The sequence below is a fragment of the Pandoraea apista genome (assembly GCF_001465595.2).
Lineage (GTDB): Bacteria > Pseudomonadota > Gammaproteobacteria > Burkholderiales > Burkholderiaceae > Pandoraea > Pandoraea apista.
Window position 1 is genome coordinate 3,450,676 of record NZ_CP013481.2, and the last position, 16,482, is coordinate 3,467,157.

Here is a 16,482-nt window from a genome sequence, read left to right on the forward strand (position 1 = left end):
GGAACCTGACGAAACCGGCGTCGTACAAAACGTGGCACCACCGGATGCAAAAGCGGTTACAGCGAAGCGCGTTTTTGGTAGCATCCGCTCCGACTACGCGATCTTTACGTGATCTTTACGCTTACACGGCATTTCACAGACGCAGCGGCAAACGCTGCGTGCACCCCACCGGATGGCATCTGACAAGGAACTGGCGGATTTTCTCGCGAGCATTGAACGGCGCGCCTTCAAGCAGGCCGTCTATGCCGTTCGCGACGACGAGGCCGCCCTCGATATCGTTCAGGATGCGATGATCCGCCTGGCCGAGAAGTACGGCGACAAGCCGCCGGCTGACCTCCCGCTGCTGTTCACGCGCATTCTCCAGAACACGATTCACGACTATTTCCGCCGGCAAAAGGTGCGCAACACCTGGGTCACGCTATTTTCGAATCTCGCCGGTCCCGGCGACGACGAACGCGACGATTTCGACCCGTTGGAAACCTTGCTGGGCGAAGACGGGTCTGTGCAGACCGAGAGCAGCGAAGACTCCGTTTCGCGTGCCGAAATCCTCTCGATCATCGAGACGGAAATACAGAAACTACCGACACGTCAACGAGAAGCCTTCCTCATGCGTTACTGGGAAGACATGGACGTTGCCGAGACCGCCGCTACGATGGGGTGTTCGGAGGGCAGCGTCAAGACGCACTGTTCGCGTGCGACCCACGCGTTGGCGCAGGCGTTGAAGGCAAAAGGGATCAGGTTATGAGTCACGATCTGGAAACGAGGGAAATCCGCTTCGCAAATCGCGTGCGGCGTGCATTGGACGAAGCGTCCGACACGCCGTCGCCGAATATCGCGGCCCGGCTGGCCGCCGCTCGCCAGGAGGCGCTCGCCCGTAAAAAGCCGGAACCGGTCGCCGTTGTGCAACCGGCGCTGGTGCTCGCGGGCGTGGGTGCCGTGCACTCGCCGGACATCGGCGGGCCGCGGCGCGCGTTCGACAAGCTGGGACGCCTGGGCCTGTTGTGGCCGCTCGCCGCGTTGGTGATCGGTCTGGCGGGTATCGCGTACTGGGAACATCGGCAGCACATTCAGGATCTGGCAGATATCGATGCTGCCGTATTGAGCGACGAACTGCCGCTGTCGGCTTATGCCGATCACGGTTTCAACGCGTATCTGAAGCGTGCCCAGTAGTTCCCCCACTCAAGACCGACCAGTGACGCGACGCAACGTACTTTTTCTGGTCGCCGCGCTAATCGTGGCCGCGCTTGCCGGCACGGCCGCGCTGCGCCGCTCGCAAGCGCCGGAGCCGGTCTCCGACGCGCCACCGCTCATTACCGGCGCGTCCGTTCCCGGCACCGGCAGCCCCGTCAGTGCGCCGGTGGGCAGTCTCACAACCGATGCGGCAGCGAGCGCACCGGCGGCCGCCACGCCGTCGCCCGGCGGACTCTGGGCCAAGCTCACACCGAGCCAGCAAGAAGCCCTCTCCCCGCTCGCGCAGAACTGGAATCGGATGAATGAGCGTCAGCGCGACAAATGGATCGAGATCGCCAAGCGCTTTCACACACTGTCGCCCGAAGGCCGCAAACGTCTGCATGACCGCATGGCCGACTGGGTGGGCCTGACGCCGGAGCAGCGCAAACTGGCGCGCGAGAGCTATCAGAACGCCAAGGCCCTGCCGCCAGAACGCAAGGCGCAGGTGTGGCAGCAGTACCAGCAGCTCACCGAAGAACAGAAAAAGCGTCTGGCTGCCGACGACAAGAAGCAAGCCAACCGCCCTAACGTGGTCAGCGCGCCGCCGTCGGGCCGCACGGGCGTGAAGAATCCGTATGCAGCCGTGCACCGCAAGGACGTCGGCCCTGCGGCCAAAAACGCTCCGTTGCCGACCCCGGCGCCCTCGGGGGCGTCCGCGCCAAGCGCGCAGCCGATGCCGGCGGCTCCGGCACCTTCGGCGGCGACATCAGTACCCGCAGGCGCCAGCACGAGCGCTGCCAGCGCCGGAGCTGCGAGCGCCGACAAGAACGGTGATGCGGTCTTCAACTCCGAGATCTATCACCATAACTGACACACCTCGTCAGCCAACGTATGACGCTGCGGCCGCCTTCGGGCGGCCGTTTGCATTCCGGCGGCAGGCAGGTCCGCAGAGCGGCTGGCCCATCCGCCCATTCTTCCGCATAATGAGTGGCAGATAGCTCGACAGACCTGCCTGCGCGGTGCGTTGGCGCGGCGTCGGGCACCAGACAAGAAAGACTCCAGACCACGCCGCGATGACCGACTCCGCCTCTCAACCTGCTGCTCGGCCTCCTCAGCCTGTTATTCCGACTGTTATTCCGCCCGTCGTTCAGCCTGCCACGCCGTCTCACTCGCCCGGCCCCGCAACCTCGCCGCCCCCTGCCGCCGGCACACCGGGTAGCTACGCTGTACCGACACTGCGGCGCCGCCTGCTCTCGATGGTCTACGAATCACTGCTGCTCTTCGGCGTGCTGTTTCTTGCCGGGTACCTTTTCAGCGCTCTGACCCAGCAGCGCAGCGGCCTGATGTACCGCCACGCGATGCAAACCTGGCTGTTTCTCGTTCTCGGCGCGTACTTCGTCTGGTTCTGGACCCATGGCGGCCAGACGTTGGCGATGAAGACGTGGAAAATCCGGCTGGTCGACGCGCAGGGCCAACCGGTGCGTGCCGGTCGCGCCATCCTGCGCTACGTGCTCGCCTGGTTGTGGGTGCTGCCGGCCATGGCGCTCGACTGGGCGCTCGGCTTCACGGGCTGGAGCAGTGTCGTATTGCTCGCGGGCTGGGTCGTACTCTGGGCCCTGGCCATGCGGGTCATGCCGGATCACCAGTTCGTTCACGACCGGCTCGCCGGCACGCGCCTCGTCAGCGTGCTCGGCAAATGAGCACGGCACCACCGGCCAGCCTCCGCGTGGTGCGCCCTTCGCGCCCGCATCTGATCTACGGGGGCATCGAAGTCGCGTTGTCCATCGTTGTCGCCATAGCGACCTGGGCCGCCTGGCACAGCCCCTGGACGACCGTTCTGTGGACATTGCTATGGCTGCCCGTCTCCCACGCCATCGGTCTGGCAGCCGGCTTCATCATGGCCGCGCACGGCGACCCAACCTCGGAACGGCGCACGCCGGCCGGCACGAATGTGGCGGTGTGGGCATACGAATGCGCAGCGTCAATCCTGTTGCTCGACCTCTATCAGCCCTGGCGCAGCGCCGCCCCGCTGGCTGCCCCCAATGGCCCGGCGCGCCCCGTCGCCGTACTGCTGCTGCATGGTTATGGCTGCAATCGCGCGTTCTGGCTGCGTTTTTCGCGTCATCTGGCAGACGCCGGCTATCACGCCGACGCCATTAACCTCGGCCCGATATTCGGCGACATCGACGACTATGCAGCCAACATAGCGAACGCCACACAAGCGCTTGCCGAGCGTACGCGGCTGCCTGTTGTCATCGTGGGTCACAGCATGGGCGGCCTTGCGGCGCGCGCCTGCCTGCAACGCTATCCGACCTTGCCCGTCGCTCACACCATCACGCTCGGCTCTCCGCATTTCGGCACCTTGCACGCACGCCACGGCATTGGCCAGAACGTTCGCCAGATGAGCGTTGGCAGCGAATGGCTCATGGCGCTTGCGAATCGTGAGACCGACGCGGAGCGCGCCCGCATCACGTCGATCTACACGTTCCACGACAACGTTGTCTATCCCGTTCGGACCTCGATACTGCCCGGTGCCCGCAACATTGCGCTGGACCGGCTCGGACACGTATCGCTGGCGACGCATCCGCGCGCCCGGGCACTCGTGCTCGAAACGCTCGAGCGTGTAGCGCAAGGCCTGCGGCATAACGTCTGACACGTCTGACACGTCTGCCGTCATCGCGTGGTCGCATTGCGCGGTACGCGACACATCCGCATAGGGCAAACGAGGCGGAGGCGGCGGAGGCACGCCCGCGGTGTCTCATTGCCGCGACGTCGCAAGACACTTTCGCGACACGAGCGTGACTGTCATCGTCCCTTCACGAAGTCATGGCGCAATGCACGCATGTTCAACGCGACGTGCGAGCCGCTATGACGACGATACCCACCTTCGAGTTGCCGATCTCCACACCTGCGGCTCGCGCCGGCCACTTCGCAGATACCCCGCCGGGCCGCCCCGCCGCCCCGCCCGCCAGCCCCCCCGCCTCACCGCCCTCCACGATCGATCTGCCGCCCGACACGCCCGATCCGCTCGATCCGCCCCCCGAAGGCATCACCCGCTACCGCACGATCTGGCTCTCCGACATTCACCTCGGCACGCAAGGCTGTCAGGCGGAATATTTGCTCGACTTCCTGCGTCACCACGAGTCGGACTATCTGTATCTGGTCGGCGACATCATTGACGGCTGGCATCTGCGCAAAGGCTGGCACTGGCCGCAGGCGCACAACGATGTCGTACAGAAGATGCTGCGCCGCGCACGCAAGGGCACGCAGGTGATTTACGTCCCCGGCAATCACGACGAGGCGGCACGTCAGTTCTGCGGGCTGGCGTTCGGTGACATCGCAGTGCGCGACGAGGCGTTTCACACCACGCTCACCGGCAAGCGCCTGTGGATTACGCACGGCGATCTGTTCGACGGCGTGATTCAGCACGCCAAATGGCTCGCCTACCTGGGTGACTCGCTCTACACGCTCACGCTGCTGCTCAACCGTTGGTTCAACCGTGTGCGCACGCGCTTCGGCTTCCCGTACTGGTCCTTGTCCCAATACCTGAAGCATCAGGTGAAAAACGCCGTGAACTTCATTTCCGCCTTTGAAAACGTGATGGCGGACGAAGCGCGTCGGCGTGGTTGCGACGGCGTTGTGTGCGGTCACATCCACAAGCCCGAGATTCGCGAGATCGACGGGCTGCTGTATTGCAACGACGGTGACTGGGTCGAGAGTCTCTCGGCGCTTGTCGAGACCACCGAAGGCGAGTTGCGCATCGTCCACTGGACGCAGAAGCGCAGCGTACGAGCCAGTGCACGGGCAACGCCGGTCAGTGCCTGAACCTATCCGGCGGGCGTCGCCCATGCCCGCCCATCCCGCGATCGCAGCCATTCTGGCGAAACCGGTTCGATAACCCTCCGCGCACGCACGGCAGAGCAGCGCCGTACGTGAGCCCCCCTCGCGCGCGGCTGCGCGTGTGTCACCGATGCGCACATGTGCGCGAAGGAGCGCCCGATGAAAATCATGATCGTCACCGACGCCTGGGATCCGCAGATCAATGGCGTGGTCCGCACGCTGAAGAACACACGCGCTCAGTTGGAAGCCGCCGGCCACCGTGTCGAGCTGCTCACGCCTCAGGAATTCCGCACGATCCCGTGCCCGACCTACCCGGAAATTCGCCTCGCGTTTTTTGCCGGCGGCCGTGTGTCGCGCCGCATCGAGGAATTCGGCCCGGATGCCCTGCACATCGCCACAGAAGGCCCGCTCGGCATGGCCGCGCGCAAATGGGCAATACGCAACGACTTCCCGTTCACCACTGCCTACCACACGCGCTTCCCCGAATATGTGCAGGCGCGCTTCGGCTTTCCGCTGAACACGACTTACCGTTTCCTGCGCTGGTTCCACAAGCCGTCGCGCGCGGTGATGGCACCGACCCCGGTGGTCAAGCGCGATCTCGAAGCGAACGGCTTCCAGAACGTGGTGCTGTGGACACGCGGCGTCGACCTCGACATCTTCCGTGTGCAGGAGGCACATGTGCTAAATTCAGCACATCCGATTTTCCTCTACGTAGGGCGCGTTGCCGTGGAGAAGAACATCGAAGCCTTCCTGAAGCTGGATCTGCCGGGCTCGAAGTGGGTCGCGGGCGAAGGGCCACAACTGGCCGAACTGCGCTCGCGCTACCCCGATGTGAATTATCTTGGCATGCTCTCCCAGCCCGAGCTGGCGAAGGTGTATGCGTCGGCCGACGTGTTCGTCTTCCCGAGCCGCACCGATACGTTCGGTCTGGTGCTGCTTGAGGCAATGGCCTGCGGCCTGCCGGTAGCGGCCTACCCGGTGACCGGCCCGATCGATGTGCTCGACGGCTGCCCCGAAGGCGACGCTGGCGCGCTGCGAGAGGATCTGCGCGAGGCCTGTCTCGATGCGCTCAAGGTTTCGCGAGCCAGTGCACGGGCCTGGGCCGAGCGGTTCTCGTGGCAGGCTGCCTCTGAAGAGTTCGTCTCTCATCTGCATCCGCGCAAGCCCGAGCCGTCGCTCGCCCACGCGATCTGACCCACTTCTAGCGCCCGTTGCGGCGAGGAACCTGACGCTTGTTCATCGATCACCCGCCGCCACGCGACAAACAACCGAATCCGTACAAGGGCAACCGGGGTGTCATGCGCGCCTGGCGCGCCCTCAAGTACTCCCTGTCCGGATTCAAGTTTGCCGTGTTCGAAGAGAGCGCTTTCCGGCAGGAACTGGCGCTCGCCGCCATCCTGCTGCCGGCAGCGATCTTCCTGCCCGTCAACGCTGTCGAGCGCGTACTGCTCATTGGCTCGGTCCTGCTCGTGCTCATCATCGAGTTGGTCAACTCAAGCATCGAAGCCGCCATCGACCGCATTTCGCTCGAACGGCACGAACTCTCCAAGCGTGCGAAGGATTTCGGCAGTGCGGCGGTCCTCGTCGCGCTCGGCCTCTGTCTGCTCACCTGGGCTTCGCTCGCCGGGCCCGTCATCGTCGATCTGATACGTACGGCGCTTTTCTGATATTGCCTTTTGTCCCCCTCCCATGTTTGGCAGTACGCGGCTGCCGGGTATAATCGTTCGCCGTATACCTGACATTCAACTGATAGACGCAAGCGGAGAACATCCTTCGCCGAGCTTGCCGCTAACCGGGGCCGACAGACATGGAAGCAAAGCCGCCACGCCGAACCCGCGAACGAATTCTTGAAGTGTCGCTACGACTCTTCAACGAAATCGGCGAACCGAACGTAACGACCACTACGATTGCCGAGGAGATGAAAATCAGCCCCGGCAATCTGTACTATCACTTCCGCAATAAAGACGACATCATCAACAGCATCTTCGCGCAGTTCGAGGAAGAGATCGAACGCCGTCTGCGGCTGCCAGATGACCACAAGCCGAAACTCGACGAAGTCGGAACGTATCTGGAATACATGTCCGAATTTCTGTGGCGCTTCCGTTTTCTTTATCGCGACCTGAACGATCTGCTGGCGCGTAACCGCACGCTCGAGACGCACTTCAAGCAGATCGTGGGCCATAAACGGCGTTTTGCACGCGAGATGTGCGAGTTGCTCGTGGCGGAAGGGGAAATGGAGATCACGCAGGAACAGATCGACGTGGTGACCACCAACATGGTGGTGCTTTCCACGTACTGGTTGTCCTATCAGTTCGTGATGAACCCGCGCAAATATAACGATCCCGAAGCGATCGGCGCAGGGCTCCATCAGGCGAGCTATCACATCCTCTCGCAAATGGCGCCCTATCTGAAGGGCAACGCGCGCCAGCTCTACGACCAAATGGCGCAGAAGTCAGCAGCATCCAAGGGAGCGCAGTAAAGCATGTCGTCGGACGTCAAATCCATTTGTATCTATTGCGGCGCTGCCACGGGCGTGCGCCCGGCGTATGCGGAGGCAGCGCGTGAGCTGGGCCGTCGCATGGCAGAAGCAGGCATTCGCCTTGTGTATGGCGGCGGCAAGGTCGGGCTGATGGGCATCATCGCCGACGCCGTGCTGGCACATGGCGGTCAGGTCGTCGGCATCATTCCGAAAGCGCTGATGGAAAAGGAAGTCGGCCACACCGGGCTGACGGAGTTGCATGTCGTCGAGAACATGCACCAGCGCAAGCAGATGATGGCCGATCTGTCGGACGCCTTCATCGCCATGCCCGGCGGCATCGGCACCTGCGAAGAGCTGTTCGAAGTCTTCACATGGCTCCAAATCGGCTATCACGCAAAGCCGATCGGTCTGCTCAACGTCGAGAAATACTACGACCCGCTGATGGTGTTTCTCCAGTCGATGGTGACGGAGCAGTTCCTCAAAGGGGCGCAGCTCGATCAATTGCAAGTGGCCGCGTCGCCCGAAGCGCTGCTCGAGACGATACGGCACTTCAAGCCCTCGCAAGTTGATCGCTGGGCGCACCAGCGCACGCAGATCTAAGTATGCCGGCATGATCGCTGCGCAGCACTGACCGCTGCGCAGTGGCAACGCCTCCCTCCTCCCCCTCCCCGCCTCCCACCGTTGCCGCCCGCCAGACAAGGGCGTCGCACACGACGCGCCGCCGCCTCGTCATTGAACTCCTGCCGAACGCGGCACTCAGACATTCTTTGCATGCGGGAATCTACCCCCGCACCCGCCTCGTGCCCGCCTGGGTCAATACTCTCCTCGACGAGCAACCTGCCCATGATGTTAAAGATACTTCGCCCGATGAGGCTACTGCGTTCACGCTGGCTGCGCCCGCATGCCGGCCTGCTGCTGCGTCGTAGTCTGTGGCAGCCCACGCCACGCGGCGTGGCCATTGGGCTGGCGTGCGGCGTTTTCTTCGGAATTCTGATTCCGTTCGGTCAAATGCTCGTGGCCATACTTGCGGCGGCGTTGCTGCGCGGAAACCTCTTCGTAGCCGCCGTGGGCACGCTGGTGACCAACCCGCTGACGGCGCCCTTCGTCTATCTGGGGGCGCACCGTCTGGGCCGCTGGATGTTCGATTGGTCGCCACAGGCCGACATCGAGGCGACGGTGGCCGCCGCCGCAAGGGCCGGTGAGAGCTTCTGGTCGCAACTGAGGAATTTCGATTTCGGCACCGCGACACTGCATCTCGTCGTGGGCCTCACCGCTTGCGCCGTCGTCGGCAGCGTACTCGCTTACGTGATCGGATACCTTACGATCCAATGGCGTCAGCGTCGCCGGGCGTAAACCTGAGCCCGGTCGGCCGCGCAATCGCCCCCGTCAAAACGACGACCCCGGTTCCTTCAGAAAGGCGATTTCCTCGGGCGTCGAGACACGTCCCAACGCAGCATTGCGATGCGGATAGCGTCCGAAACGCTCGATGATGACCGCGTGTTTGCGCGCGTAATCGAGGTTATCGATCATGCCCGACGTCTTCGCCAATTGCTCGTACAACGCCAGCGAGAGATGCTGACTTTCCAGCGACTCGTCGTGTTCGAACGGCAGATAGACGAACACACGATGCTGCGCGGTAGGCAGTCGCTGATCGTCCCCCGCCTCCACCAGTCGACGCGCCACGGCCAGCGCGCGCGCATCGCCCGCAAACGCTTTCGCCTGATGCCGGAACAGATTGCGGGAGAACTGATCGAGCACCACGATCAGCGCGCAGGCGCCGAGCGGTGTCTGCGTCCAGTCTTCCAGCGCTCCCGCGAGCGCCTGCGCATGCAGCGCACCAAAGCGGGTACGGATCTCTTCATCGAATGCCGCCGACTTACGAAACCACTCGACACGCGACATGCCGTACTCCGGAGAATCCGGGGTGCCGAACCAGAAGTCGAGCACATCTCGCCAGGGCTGCGTTTGCGGGGAGGTTTCTGCTGCCGAAGTTGCCATCGATTGTCCTGATGCGGGGTTGATCGCTAGGGAATGGCATGCATGATGCCAGACTCAGGCGAATGCCAACACCACCCGGCGCGTGCGCGACGTCTTCTTCTCGATCTTGGCCACGCGCAACGCACCGATCTCCGACGTATTGGCCACATGCGTGCCGCCGCACGGTTGCAGATCAATCCCTTCGATGCGCACCAGACGCACCCGTCCCAGCCCCACGGGCGGCTTCACGCTCATCGTGCGCACCAGTTCCGGACGCGCCGCCATTTCCTCGTCGCTGATACTGTCGATAGCCACCGGCCGTGCCGCCGCCACCAGCGCCGCCAACCCGGCTTCGACCGTCTCGCGCTCAATCGGCTCGTTCGTGACGAAGTCGAGCCGCGCGTACTCCGTGGTGATGCTGCACCCGTCGACTGCATGCGGCAATACGGCGCACATCAGATGCGACGCCGTATGAAAGCGCATATGGCGAAAGCGCCGTTCCCAGTCGATCTCGGCACGCACGGTGTCACCCACGGCCAATCGCGCCAGCAAGTCCTCCTGCCCCTCGGCAGGCACATGCACGGCGTCGTCGGGCGTCGCCCCTTCCTGCTTCGACTTGCGGGTATCCGCAATACTCAGCTTCGTCCCGTCGGCAAGCACGAACTCCCCTGCGTCTCCTGCCTGCCCGCCCCCCAGCGGATAGAAAACAGTGCGATCGAGCATGATGCCGCTCTCGTCGATATGGGTGATACGTGCCTCGCACGCGCGCAGATAGGCATCTTGCCGGAATAGGGCTTCGGTATTCATGGAGCGTCTCCTTATTTAATCCCCATAGTCGCGCGAACCACGCCTGAGTGACAAGGGACAATCCAGCGCCGCAGCGCCAGTACGGTCATTGCGTGCCCATATAGGCGTGTCTCCGCCATAGCGGACACCGTCGCTATCATCGCCTGGCAAAGGTTTCACGGCATAGGCCCAACGCTGTCGAATTGGGCGCATGCGGTGCGCGTGACGCAGTGGTTATCCCAATGCGTTAACTCATAAAGGGTGGACAACACTTTTGGTCGCAAATCGAAAGAGACGGATATGACGTCCCCCTTAGGATTTGTCCGAGTGCCGCGAGAGTGGCGCTCGTCAATCCGAATCGATGCAAAACGGAAGGAATCTCCTCATGCATTCCACGCGAAACACCCCCCCGATTTCTCACCGCGAAGCAACCGGGCACACACGGTCTGCCCCTGGCAACGCGGCCCCCCAGCTTTACCAGCAAGCGCGCGACGCCTACGAGGCTGCGGAATATGAAGCTGCCATCGATCTGCTTTACCCGCTTTTAAACGAGCGCCCGCTCGACATCAGCGTGAACAAGTTGTTGGGCTACGCGCATTTCGCTCGAAGGGAATATGCCCTTGCTGTCGGGCCTTTAAGTGCTGCAATGATCTTCGCGCCGGACGAGCCAGAGCCTTACCTGATCTGCGCGCAAGGTCTGGCCCACTTGGGTGAACGGGCGCTTGCCCGCGAGCTGGCCACGCATGCGGTGGATATCTCGCGTGAAGACCCCGCCTATGCCGACATAGGCATTCGTGCGGAGCATTTTCTCGTTACCGCCTAAGGCACTGGTCAGGCCCCGGCCTGAACCTGGCATGTCATCGAAAGCAGCAAGTCTTCAGAGGTCACCATGCATTTCCCGATTGCTTCCTCCGTTCCGCAAACCAGGAACACTTCAGCCACGCAGCAGGTCGCTGGCGTCGGCGGCTCCGGTCGAAACACCGATGTCGAGTCAGCAATTCCCCGAGCCCCTAGCGATTTACAGATGGGGAGTTGGGACAAGTTCAAACGGGCTGTCCATACCCACAGTGGCGCGCGCAATGCGGCATTGATCGGGCAGATTATCAACTGCTCGGCGAAAGGCGCGGCGTTAGGCGTCGCCATCGCGGAAATGCCATTCAACTGGAAAGGCTTCGTCGAAGTTCCGCTTCATGTCGTCGCAACCGGCGTAGAACTGATGAACCTGATGGTCGTGGGACATATGTACATGTCGGGATCCACCACCACGGGCAAGGAAATGCGCGACGCCAATATATTCTTGACCCTCGGCAATGCCATTGATAGCGCTTTCCTCAAGGAGTACGCGGAATACATCAATATGGCGACCACCACTACGCCGCTTGCCGCGTCGGCGATATTCTCCGGGCTTATCCCGGCAATGACGGCCCTTCGCATCCCGGTCCCCGACGCAATGCGCGACGCACTGCACGACAACTCCAACTCGTCGATTGCCGACAGCATAGCGTCATCATCAAGGCTGATACAACGCTACGTGGTCACCTGGTTTATCGAGGGTCATGAGAAAGCGAAACAACTCGAGAGGAATGAATCCGGCGATACACATGACACTTTTGCGTTTGCGTCCGGCGCAGACGGCTTCGAATACGTCATCCCGAGACCCAACATCGCCCTGACCATTCAAGACGGAAATGTGCAGGCAACGATTGTGACGGACAACGATGGGCCAGATGACTCGCATGACACGGATGACATGGACGACACCTCGTCGCAGATATCCGATACGCCAACCGAGTACTTTGACGCACTCCCATACGTATCCAACGACGAGCCCCCCAATCCCGCGTCGTCGTCTCCACGAACGCCGGGCATAGCGGAGACCACGGTTTAAGGCATGGCAATGCCCGCACGCTCACCGCGCGGGCATCCAAGCACATCCAGCATTATCCGGCCCGATTTCTCATCCAGTCCGCCGTACCGTGAAACGCCTGCATAAGCCGCTCTTGCAGCGACACTTCCACACCGATGTCCTGCATGGCCCACGCCATGCAGCGCAACCATTGGTCGCGCTCGCTCGTTGCAATCGGGAACGGCAGATGGCGAGCACGCAACATGGGATGGCCGAATCGTTCGATGTAGTGGTTCGGGCCGCCCAGCCACCCGCACAAGAACCAGAAGAGCTTGTCGCGCGAGTCGCCCAGCGACTCCGGATGCAGGCGCCGAATGCCCGCAAACTCCGACTCCAGGTCCATCAGATCATAGAAACGATCGACGAGTTCGCGCACGCGATCCTCGCCGCCAAGCAGGGAAAAGGCCGTCGGTTGCGCAGGCGAGTCCTGCGTGTCGTCGTCCGTCGGAGGGGTTTGAGAAGTGTTTTCGGTCGTCATGGCCGCTATTGTGCCCGAGCGCCACAACGTCTGCCATCGCCGCCCAATTGGCGGGACGCGGCAAGATGTCGCGCCCCCGGCCTCAGGTCAGATCTCGCGCAACGTGCGCAGCGCCGACTGGCGCAGCACAGCTCGCAGGCCGCTCCATCCGCCAACCAGCGCGCATAGCACGCCCGCCACCACACCCAGCACCGGCAGCCACGGATTGAAACGCAGCGCGAACTCGAAAACGTAGCGCGCCAATGCCCAGCCAAGCGCACCGGCCCCCAGCGAGGCCAGCAAACCGGCCAGCGCGCCGACCGTCACCAACTCCGCCAGATGCACGTCGCGCAGTTGCCGGGACGACGCGCCCAGCGCACGCAGAATACCGCTCTCGCGCATGCGCTCGTCTCGCGTGCCGGCAAGCGCCGCGTAAAGCACCAGCACGCCCGCAGCGAGCGTGAAGAGGAACAGCGCCTGCACGGCATCGATTACCTGCGACAGAATCTGCTGAATCTGTGCGAGCAGCGCGCCAGTGTCGATCACAGTGACATTCGGGAACTGACGCACCAACGCATCGGCCACGCTCTGCTGCTTCGGCTCGAGATGGAACGACGTGATCCAGGTCATCGGGAAATCACGCAGTGCCGCGGGCGGCATCACCACAAAGAAATTCACCCGCATCGAGCCCCAGTCCAGCTTGCGCAGGCTGGTGATCGGTGCGTCGATAGTCTGCCCCGTGACTTCGAAGCGCAGCGTGTCACCGAGCTTCAGGCCCAGTGTCTTCGCGATACCTTCTTCCATGGAAATTTGCGGCGTCGCGGCGTTGCCGTACCACTGCCCGGCCGTCACGCGATTCCCCTCGGGCAGCGCCGAGGTGTACGACAGATTGAACTCGCGTTCGGCCAGACGCCGGGCCCGCTCTTCCGTATAGCTTTCCCCCGTCACCGGCTTGCCGTTGATAGCGGTCAATCGCGCGCGAATCATCGGAGAGAGCTGCACATCGGGTAGCCCCGCAGCGCGCAGTTGCGAGAGCACCGGTGCGTCCTGCCCCGGCTGGATATCGATGACGAAGCGGTTCGGAGCGTCGGGCGGGCTCGACTGACGCCACCCCGCGACAAGGTCGTTTCGCGTGACGGCAAGCAGCAGCAGCGCCATCAGACCAAGTCCGAGTGCCACGACCTGCAAGGCACTGCCGAGGCCACGGCGGCGCAGACCGGCGATGGCGTAACGCCATCCGATGCCGCCCATCGCGCCGCCAGCGGCACCGGAGCGTCGAGCCCATGCCGCCAGCACGCGAATGGCCAACCAGGCGAGCACGCCAAACACCATCGCACCGGCCACGAAGCCGCCAGCCACCATCGCCCCCAGGCGCAAGTCCCTTGCGGCGAACAGCAGCAGCACGCCAAAGGCGAGCGCGCTCGCACCGTAGGCCAACCAGCCTTGACGGCGGGCGCCGCCCACCACATCGCGACGCAGCACATGCAGCGGTGCAACCTCGGACAGCGGGAGCAACGGCGGCAACGCGAACCCCAGCAGCATGACCAGCGCGCTCGTCAGGCCGAACACTGCGGGACGCCACGTCGGCGCCGGCAGCCCGGCCGGGATCACATCGCCCAACTGGGCCAGCAGCGCCCAATGCGCCGCATAGCCAAGGGCCACGCCGAGCACACCGCCGATCAGACCGAGGCCGATAAATTCGAGCGTCACCATGCCGCGCAATGCGCGCCGCGGCAGCCCCAGACAGCGCATCACGGCACAGGCGTCGAGATGGCGCTCGCTATACCGGCGCGAGGCGATGCCCACGGCGACCGCCGCCAGCACGGCGGCGAGCAGGGCAACCAGCGACAGAAAGCGTTCGGCGCGATCGAGCGTCTGGCGCACCTGCGGCTGCCCTTCTTCCAGCGATTCGAGATGCACGCCCCGCGCCTGTTCGGCTGCGGGACGCGCCCACGCGGCGAACTTGGCGATCTGAGCGTCGGTGCCTGCGAGCAGCAGGCGATAGGTGATGCGGCTGCCGAACTGCACGAGCCCTGTCGACGGCAGTTCGTCGAAACGCATCATGACGCGCGGCGCCAGCGATCCAAAGCCGTAACCGCGATCCATCTCGCGCGTGATCACGGCCGCAATGCGCAGCGTGCGATTGCCCACACGAATGGACTCGCCGGGTTTCACGTGCAGGGCGTCGAGCAATGCGGCATCGACCCACACCGTGCCCGGCTCGGGAATGCCGGCGGCGGGGGCGTCTTGTGTCCCCGCGCCTGAGTCCGGTGCGGTACGCACGCGACCCCGCAGGGGATAGCCGTCGCTGACCGCCTTGAGCGATGACAAGCGGCTGGCGCTGACCTGCCCGCCCTCGCCCATGGCGCTGGCCATGCTCGGAAAATTGGCGATGACGGCCGTTGTCAACCCGTCGGCTTGCGCCTGACGGGTGAATTCGGGAGACAACGGCGCATCGCTGCGAACGACAAGATCGGCCGCGAGCATCTGCCGCGCGTCGCGCTCGAGCCCGCCCTGCATCCGATCCGAGAGAAAACCCACACTGGAGAGTGCGCCGACCGCCAGCAATAATGCAACGAGAAGCAAGTGCAACTCACCTGCGCGCCAGTCGCGCAGGAACATCCGCCATGCCTGGCGGGCAACGTCAGTGAACCCCATCGTTCCTCAATCCTTTGACCCGCGCCAGCACCGAGCGCCACCCGCGCCAGACGCGGGGCAACCACCACCACGCCAGCACGACGAAGACCAGCAACATGACGAGAAAAACGGCGGGAAGGAAAAACGCAAGCGCCAGTCCGCCCACCGTGGAGATATCTTCGCCGGCTGAGGCCGCCACATTGGAGAAAGGTTCCGGCGACGTGTTGATCAACGCGCGGCTGCCCGCCTTGGCCAAGTGCGCCGTTCCCGCCAGCGCGCCGCCCGCCAGACCGGCCAGCACCGTGACGGTCGGGTCCATCTGTCCCAGCGCCGCAGCGCCCAGCACGATCCCCGCCGGAATGCGAATGAAGGTATGCACTGCGTCCCAGGCGCTATCGACGAACGGGATTTTGTCGGCGAAGAACTCGATGGCCGTCAGCACCCCGGCCGTGGCGATCACCCACGTCGACGTCAGCACCATCAACGACGGCGGCAAATGCAACCAGCCCAGACGCGCCGCCAGCCCCGCGCAGAACACCGTCAGGTACAACCGCAGACCACTGCCCCAGGACAGCCCTGCGCCCAGCGCAATCGATTCAAGCATGGTGACCTCGCTGCCGCCGACATGGCGGCGTCGCACGATCACGCGCCTCAGACTGCCGACGCGATAACGGCCAACCGGCAGGACGCACAGTTGCCACGCCATCCGGACTGAAAAGGCGGATGAAGGCCCGGGACGAACCCCTGCCACCGGCCCCGCCGCCGAAAGGGAATTCGGCCGTTACCGCGCCATTATGCCGCGCGTTGCGGCAACGCACCACCGGTGCCGAAAATTGGGTAGATGGCCCCGATAGCCCGGTCTGCTCCGTGCCCGAACCGCCCTCAGGCTGCCGTCAGCTTCAGTCCGACCAGACCGGCCAGAATCAGCGTCACGCTGGCGATACGCGCGGCAGAGGCCGATTCCCCGAACAGCACGATGCCCAGGACAAAGGCGCCGACTGCGCCAATACCCGTCCATATCGCATACGCCGTGCCCAAGGGCAGCGAACGCACGGCGAGCGCCAGCAACCAGACGCTGCCGATCATGGCCGCGATCGTGAAAACCGATGGCACAAGACGCGAAAAGCCTTGCGTGTATTTGAGGCCGACGGCCCATGCGACTTCGAGCAAACCGGCGAAAACGAGAAGAATCCAGGCCATGACTGACTCCGATAAGAAAAATCGGGGTCG

19 protein-coding genes are annotated in these 16,482 nt (G+C 63.5%); 13 read left to right on the forward strand and 6 right to left on the reverse strand.

Going from position 1 to position 16,482, the window contains the following annotated elements; translation table 11 throughout:
* Window positions 1-172: 172 nt before the first annotated feature.
* From AT395_RS15740 to AT395_RS15790, 11 genes are all read left to right on the forward strand, one after another.
* Window positions 173-745 carry an RNA polymerase sigma factor gene (locus tag AT395_RS15740; protein WP_042116523.1) on the forward strand — a complete coding sequence of 191 codons (573 nt, stop codon included), beginning with the start codon at window positions 173-175 and terminating at the stop codon, window positions 743-745.
* The gene (locus tag AT395_RS15745) at window positions 742-1,170 is read left to right on the forward strand and encodes a DUF3619 family protein (RefSeq protein WP_042116524.1); all 429 of its coding nucleotides are present in this window, start codon (window positions 742-744) and stop codon (window positions 1,168-1,170) included. The genes AT395_RS15740 and AT395_RS15745 overlap by 4 nt, the downstream gene beginning before the upstream one ends.
* A 22-nt stretch (window positions 1,171-1,192) precedes the next feature.
* Window positions 1,193-2,041: a DUF3106 domain-containing protein gene (locus tag AT395_RS15750; protein WP_048629719.1), complete on the forward strand. Its 849-nt coding sequence runs from the start codon at window positions 1,193-1,195 to the stop codon at window positions 2,039-2,041.
* Window positions 2,042-2,426: 385 nt separating this feature from the next.
* Window positions 2,427-2,870 (forward strand): RDD family protein, encoded by a 444-nt coding sequence (locus tag AT395_RS15755; protein ID WP_048629720.1) that lies wholly within the window; start codon window positions 2,427-2,429, stop codon window positions 2,868-2,870.
* Window positions 2,867-3,823, forward strand: coding sequence for an esterase/lipase family protein (locus AT395_RS15760; RefSeq protein ID WP_053086408.1), 957 nt, complete (start codon window positions 2,867-2,869; stop codon window positions 3,821-3,823). Before AT395_RS15755 ends, AT395_RS15760 begins: the two co-directional genes overlap by 4 nt.
* A 245-nt stretch (window positions 3,824-4,068) precedes the next feature.
* Complete coding sequence (locus tag AT395_RS15765) at window positions 4,069-4,995, forward strand: UDP-2,3-diacylglucosamine diphosphatase (protein WP_376738475.1); 927 nt, start codon at window positions 4,069-4,071, stop codon at window positions 4,993-4,995.
* A gap of 174 nt (window positions 4,996-5,169) precedes the next feature.
* A complete protein-coding gene (locus tag AT395_RS15770; protein ID WP_042116527.1) occupies window positions 5,170-6,204 on the forward strand; it encodes a glycosyltransferase family 4 protein in 1,035 nt (344 codons plus the stop codon).
* A 38-nt stretch (window positions 6,205-6,242) separates the two neighbouring features.
* Window positions 6,243-6,677, forward strand: coding sequence for a diacylglycerol kinase (locus AT395_RS15775; protein ID WP_042116528.1), 435 nt, complete (start codon window positions 6,243-6,245; stop codon window positions 6,675-6,677).
* A 140-nt stretch (window positions 6,678-6,817) separates the two neighbouring features.
* Window positions 6,818-7,489: a TetR/AcrR family transcriptional regulator gene (locus tag AT395_RS15780; RefSeq protein WP_042116529.1), complete on the forward strand. Its 672-nt coding sequence runs from the start codon at window positions 6,818-6,820 to the stop codon at window positions 7,487-7,489.
* 3 nt (window positions 7,490-7,492) lie between these two features.
* Complete coding sequence (locus AT395_RS15785; protein ID WP_042116530.1) at window positions 7,493-8,089, forward strand: LOG family protein; 597 nt, start codon at window positions 7,493-7,495, stop codon at window positions 8,087-8,089.
* 267 nt (window positions 8,090-8,356) lie between these two features.
* Window positions 8,357-8,842 carry a DUF2062 domain-containing protein gene (locus AT395_RS15790; RefSeq protein ID WP_048629726.1) on the forward strand — a complete coding sequence of 162 codons (486 nt, stop codon included), beginning with the start codon at window positions 8,357-8,359 and terminating at the stop codon, window positions 8,840-8,842.
* Between the two features lie 33 nt (window positions 8,843-8,875).
* Here the strand turns inward: AT395_RS15790 and AT395_RS15795 are convergent, their stop codons facing one another.
* A complete protein-coding gene (locus tag AT395_RS15795) occupies window positions 8,876-9,487 on the reverse strand; it encodes a DUF924 family protein (protein WP_048629727.1) in 612 nt (203 codons plus the stop codon).
* A gap of 54 nt (window positions 9,488-9,541) precedes the next feature.
* Window positions 9,542-10,273: an alanyl-tRNA editing protein gene (locus tag AT395_RS15800; RefSeq protein ID WP_042116533.1), complete on the reverse strand. Its 732-nt coding sequence runs from the start codon at window positions 10,271-10,273 to the stop codon at window positions 9,542-9,544.
* Window positions 10,274-10,637: 364 nt separating this feature from the next.
* On the opposite strand from AT395_RS15800, the gene AT395_RS15805 reads away from it, so the two are divergent.
* Together AT395_RS15805 and AT395_RS15810 are read left to right on the forward strand one after the other, a co-directional pair.
* The gene (locus AT395_RS15805) at window positions 10,638-11,075 is read left to right on the forward strand and encodes a tetratricopeptide repeat protein (protein ID WP_048629728.1); all 438 of its coding nucleotides are present in this window, start codon (window positions 10,638-10,640) and stop codon (window positions 11,073-11,075) included.
* 66 nt (window positions 11,076-11,141) lie between these two features.
* Window positions 11,142-12,140 carry a hypothetical protein gene (locus AT395_RS15810; protein WP_124988692.1) on the forward strand — a complete coding sequence of 333 codons (999 nt, stop codon included), beginning with the start codon at window positions 11,142-11,144 and terminating at the stop codon, window positions 12,138-12,140.
* A gap of 52 nt (window positions 12,141-12,192) precedes the next feature.
* On the opposite strand, the gene AT395_RS15815 is transcribed toward AT395_RS15810, so the two are convergent.
* The 4 genes from AT395_RS15815 to sugE all read right to left on the reverse strand — a co-directional run bounded on the left by AT395_RS15815 (window position 12,193) and on the right by sugE (window position 16,452).
* The gene (locus tag AT395_RS15815) at window positions 12,193-12,636 is read right to left on the reverse strand and encodes a group II truncated hemoglobin (RefSeq protein ID WP_042116539.1); all 444 of its coding nucleotides are present in this window, start codon (window positions 12,634-12,636) and stop codon (window positions 12,193-12,195) included.
* 87 nt (window positions 12,637-12,723) lie between these two features.
* Complete coding sequence (locus AT395_RS15820; protein ID WP_048629730.1) at window positions 12,724-15,273, reverse strand: ABC transporter permease; 2,550 nt, start codon at window positions 15,271-15,273, stop codon at window positions 12,724-12,726.
* Window positions 15,260-15,856, reverse strand: a complete 597-nt coding sequence (locus AT395_RS15825) for a DUF4126 domain-containing protein (RefSeq protein ID WP_042118786.1) — start codon at window positions 15,854-15,856, stop codon at window positions 15,260-15,262. Before AT395_RS15825 ends, AT395_RS15820 begins: the two co-directional genes overlap by 14 nt.
* 278 nt (window positions 15,857-16,134) lie before the next feature.
* The gene (gene sugE / locus AT395_RS15830; protein ID WP_042116544.1) at window positions 16,135-16,452 is read right to left on the reverse strand and encodes a quaternary ammonium compound efflux SMR transporter SugE; all 318 of its coding nucleotides are present in this window, start codon (window positions 16,450-16,452) and stop codon (window positions 16,135-16,137) included.
* Between the last annotated feature and the right edge of the window lie 30 nt (window positions 16,453-16,482).

What these genes read in the sequence shown, in the direction of transcription:
- AT395_RS15800 (WP_042116533.1), bottom strand. Translation starts at nt 10,273, where the DNA reads ATGAATACCGAAGCCCTATTCCGGCAAGATGCCTATCTGCGCGCGTGC.
- AT395_RS15825 (WP_042118786.1), bottom strand. Translation starts at nt 15,856, where the DNA reads ATGCTTGAATCGATTGCGCTGGGCGCAGGGCTGTCCTGGGGCAGTGGT.
- AT395_RS15785 (WP_042116530.1), top strand. Translation starts at nt 7,493, where the DNA reads ATGTCGTCGGACGTCAAATCCATTTGTATCTATTGCGGCGCTGCCACG.
- AT395_RS15820 (WP_048629730.1), bottom strand. Translation starts at nt 15,273, where the DNA reads ATGGGGTTCACTGACGTTGCCCGCCAGGCATGGCGGATGTTCCTGCGC.
- AT395_RS15740 (WP_042116523.1), top strand. Translation starts at nt 173, where the DNA reads ATGGCATCTGACAAGGAACTGGCGGATTTTCTCGCGAGCATTGAACGG.
- AT395_RS15780 (WP_042116529.1), top strand. Translation starts at nt 6,818, where the DNA reads ATGGAAGCAAAGCCGCCACGCCGAACCCGCGAACGAATTCTTGAAGTG.
- AT395_RS15805 (WP_048629728.1), top strand. Translation starts at nt 10,638, where the DNA reads ATGCATTCCACGCGAAACACCCCCCCGATTTCTCACCGCGAAGCAACC.
- sugE (WP_042116544.1), bottom strand. Translation starts at nt 16,452, where the DNA reads ATGGCCTGGATTCTTCTCGTTTTCGCCGGTTTGCTCGAAGTCGCATGG.
- AT395_RS15760 (WP_053086408.1), top strand. Translation starts at nt 2,867, where the DNA reads ATGAGCACGGCACCACCGGCCAGCCTCCGCGTGGTGCGCCCTTCGCGC.
- AT395_RS15770 (WP_042116527.1), top strand. Translation starts at nt 5,170, where the DNA reads ATGAAAATCATGATCGTCACCGACGCCTGGGATCCGCAGATCAATGGC.
- AT395_RS15745 (WP_042116524.1), top strand. Translation starts at nt 742, where the DNA reads ATGAGTCACGATCTGGAAACGAGGGAAATCCGCTTCGCAAATCGCGTG.
- AT395_RS15755 (WP_048629720.1), top strand. Translation starts at nt 2,427, where the DNA reads ATGGTCTACGAATCACTGCTGCTCTTCGGCGTGCTGTTTCTTGCCGGG.
- AT395_RS15810 (WP_124988692.1), top strand. Translation starts at nt 11,142, where the DNA reads ATGCATTTCCCGATTGCTTCCTCCGTTCCGCAAACCAGGAACACTTCA.
- AT395_RS15815 (WP_042116539.1), bottom strand. Translation starts at nt 12,636, where the DNA reads ATGACGACCGAAAACACTTCTCAAACCCCTCCGACGGACGACGACACG.
- AT395_RS15790 (WP_048629726.1), top strand. Translation starts at nt 8,357, where the DNA reads ATGAGGCTACTGCGTTCACGCTGGCTGCGCCCGCATGCCGGCCTGCTG.
- AT395_RS15795 (WP_048629727.1), bottom strand. Translation starts at nt 9,487, where the DNA reads ATGGCAACTTCGGCAGCAGAAACCTCCCCGCAAACGCAGCCCTGGCGA.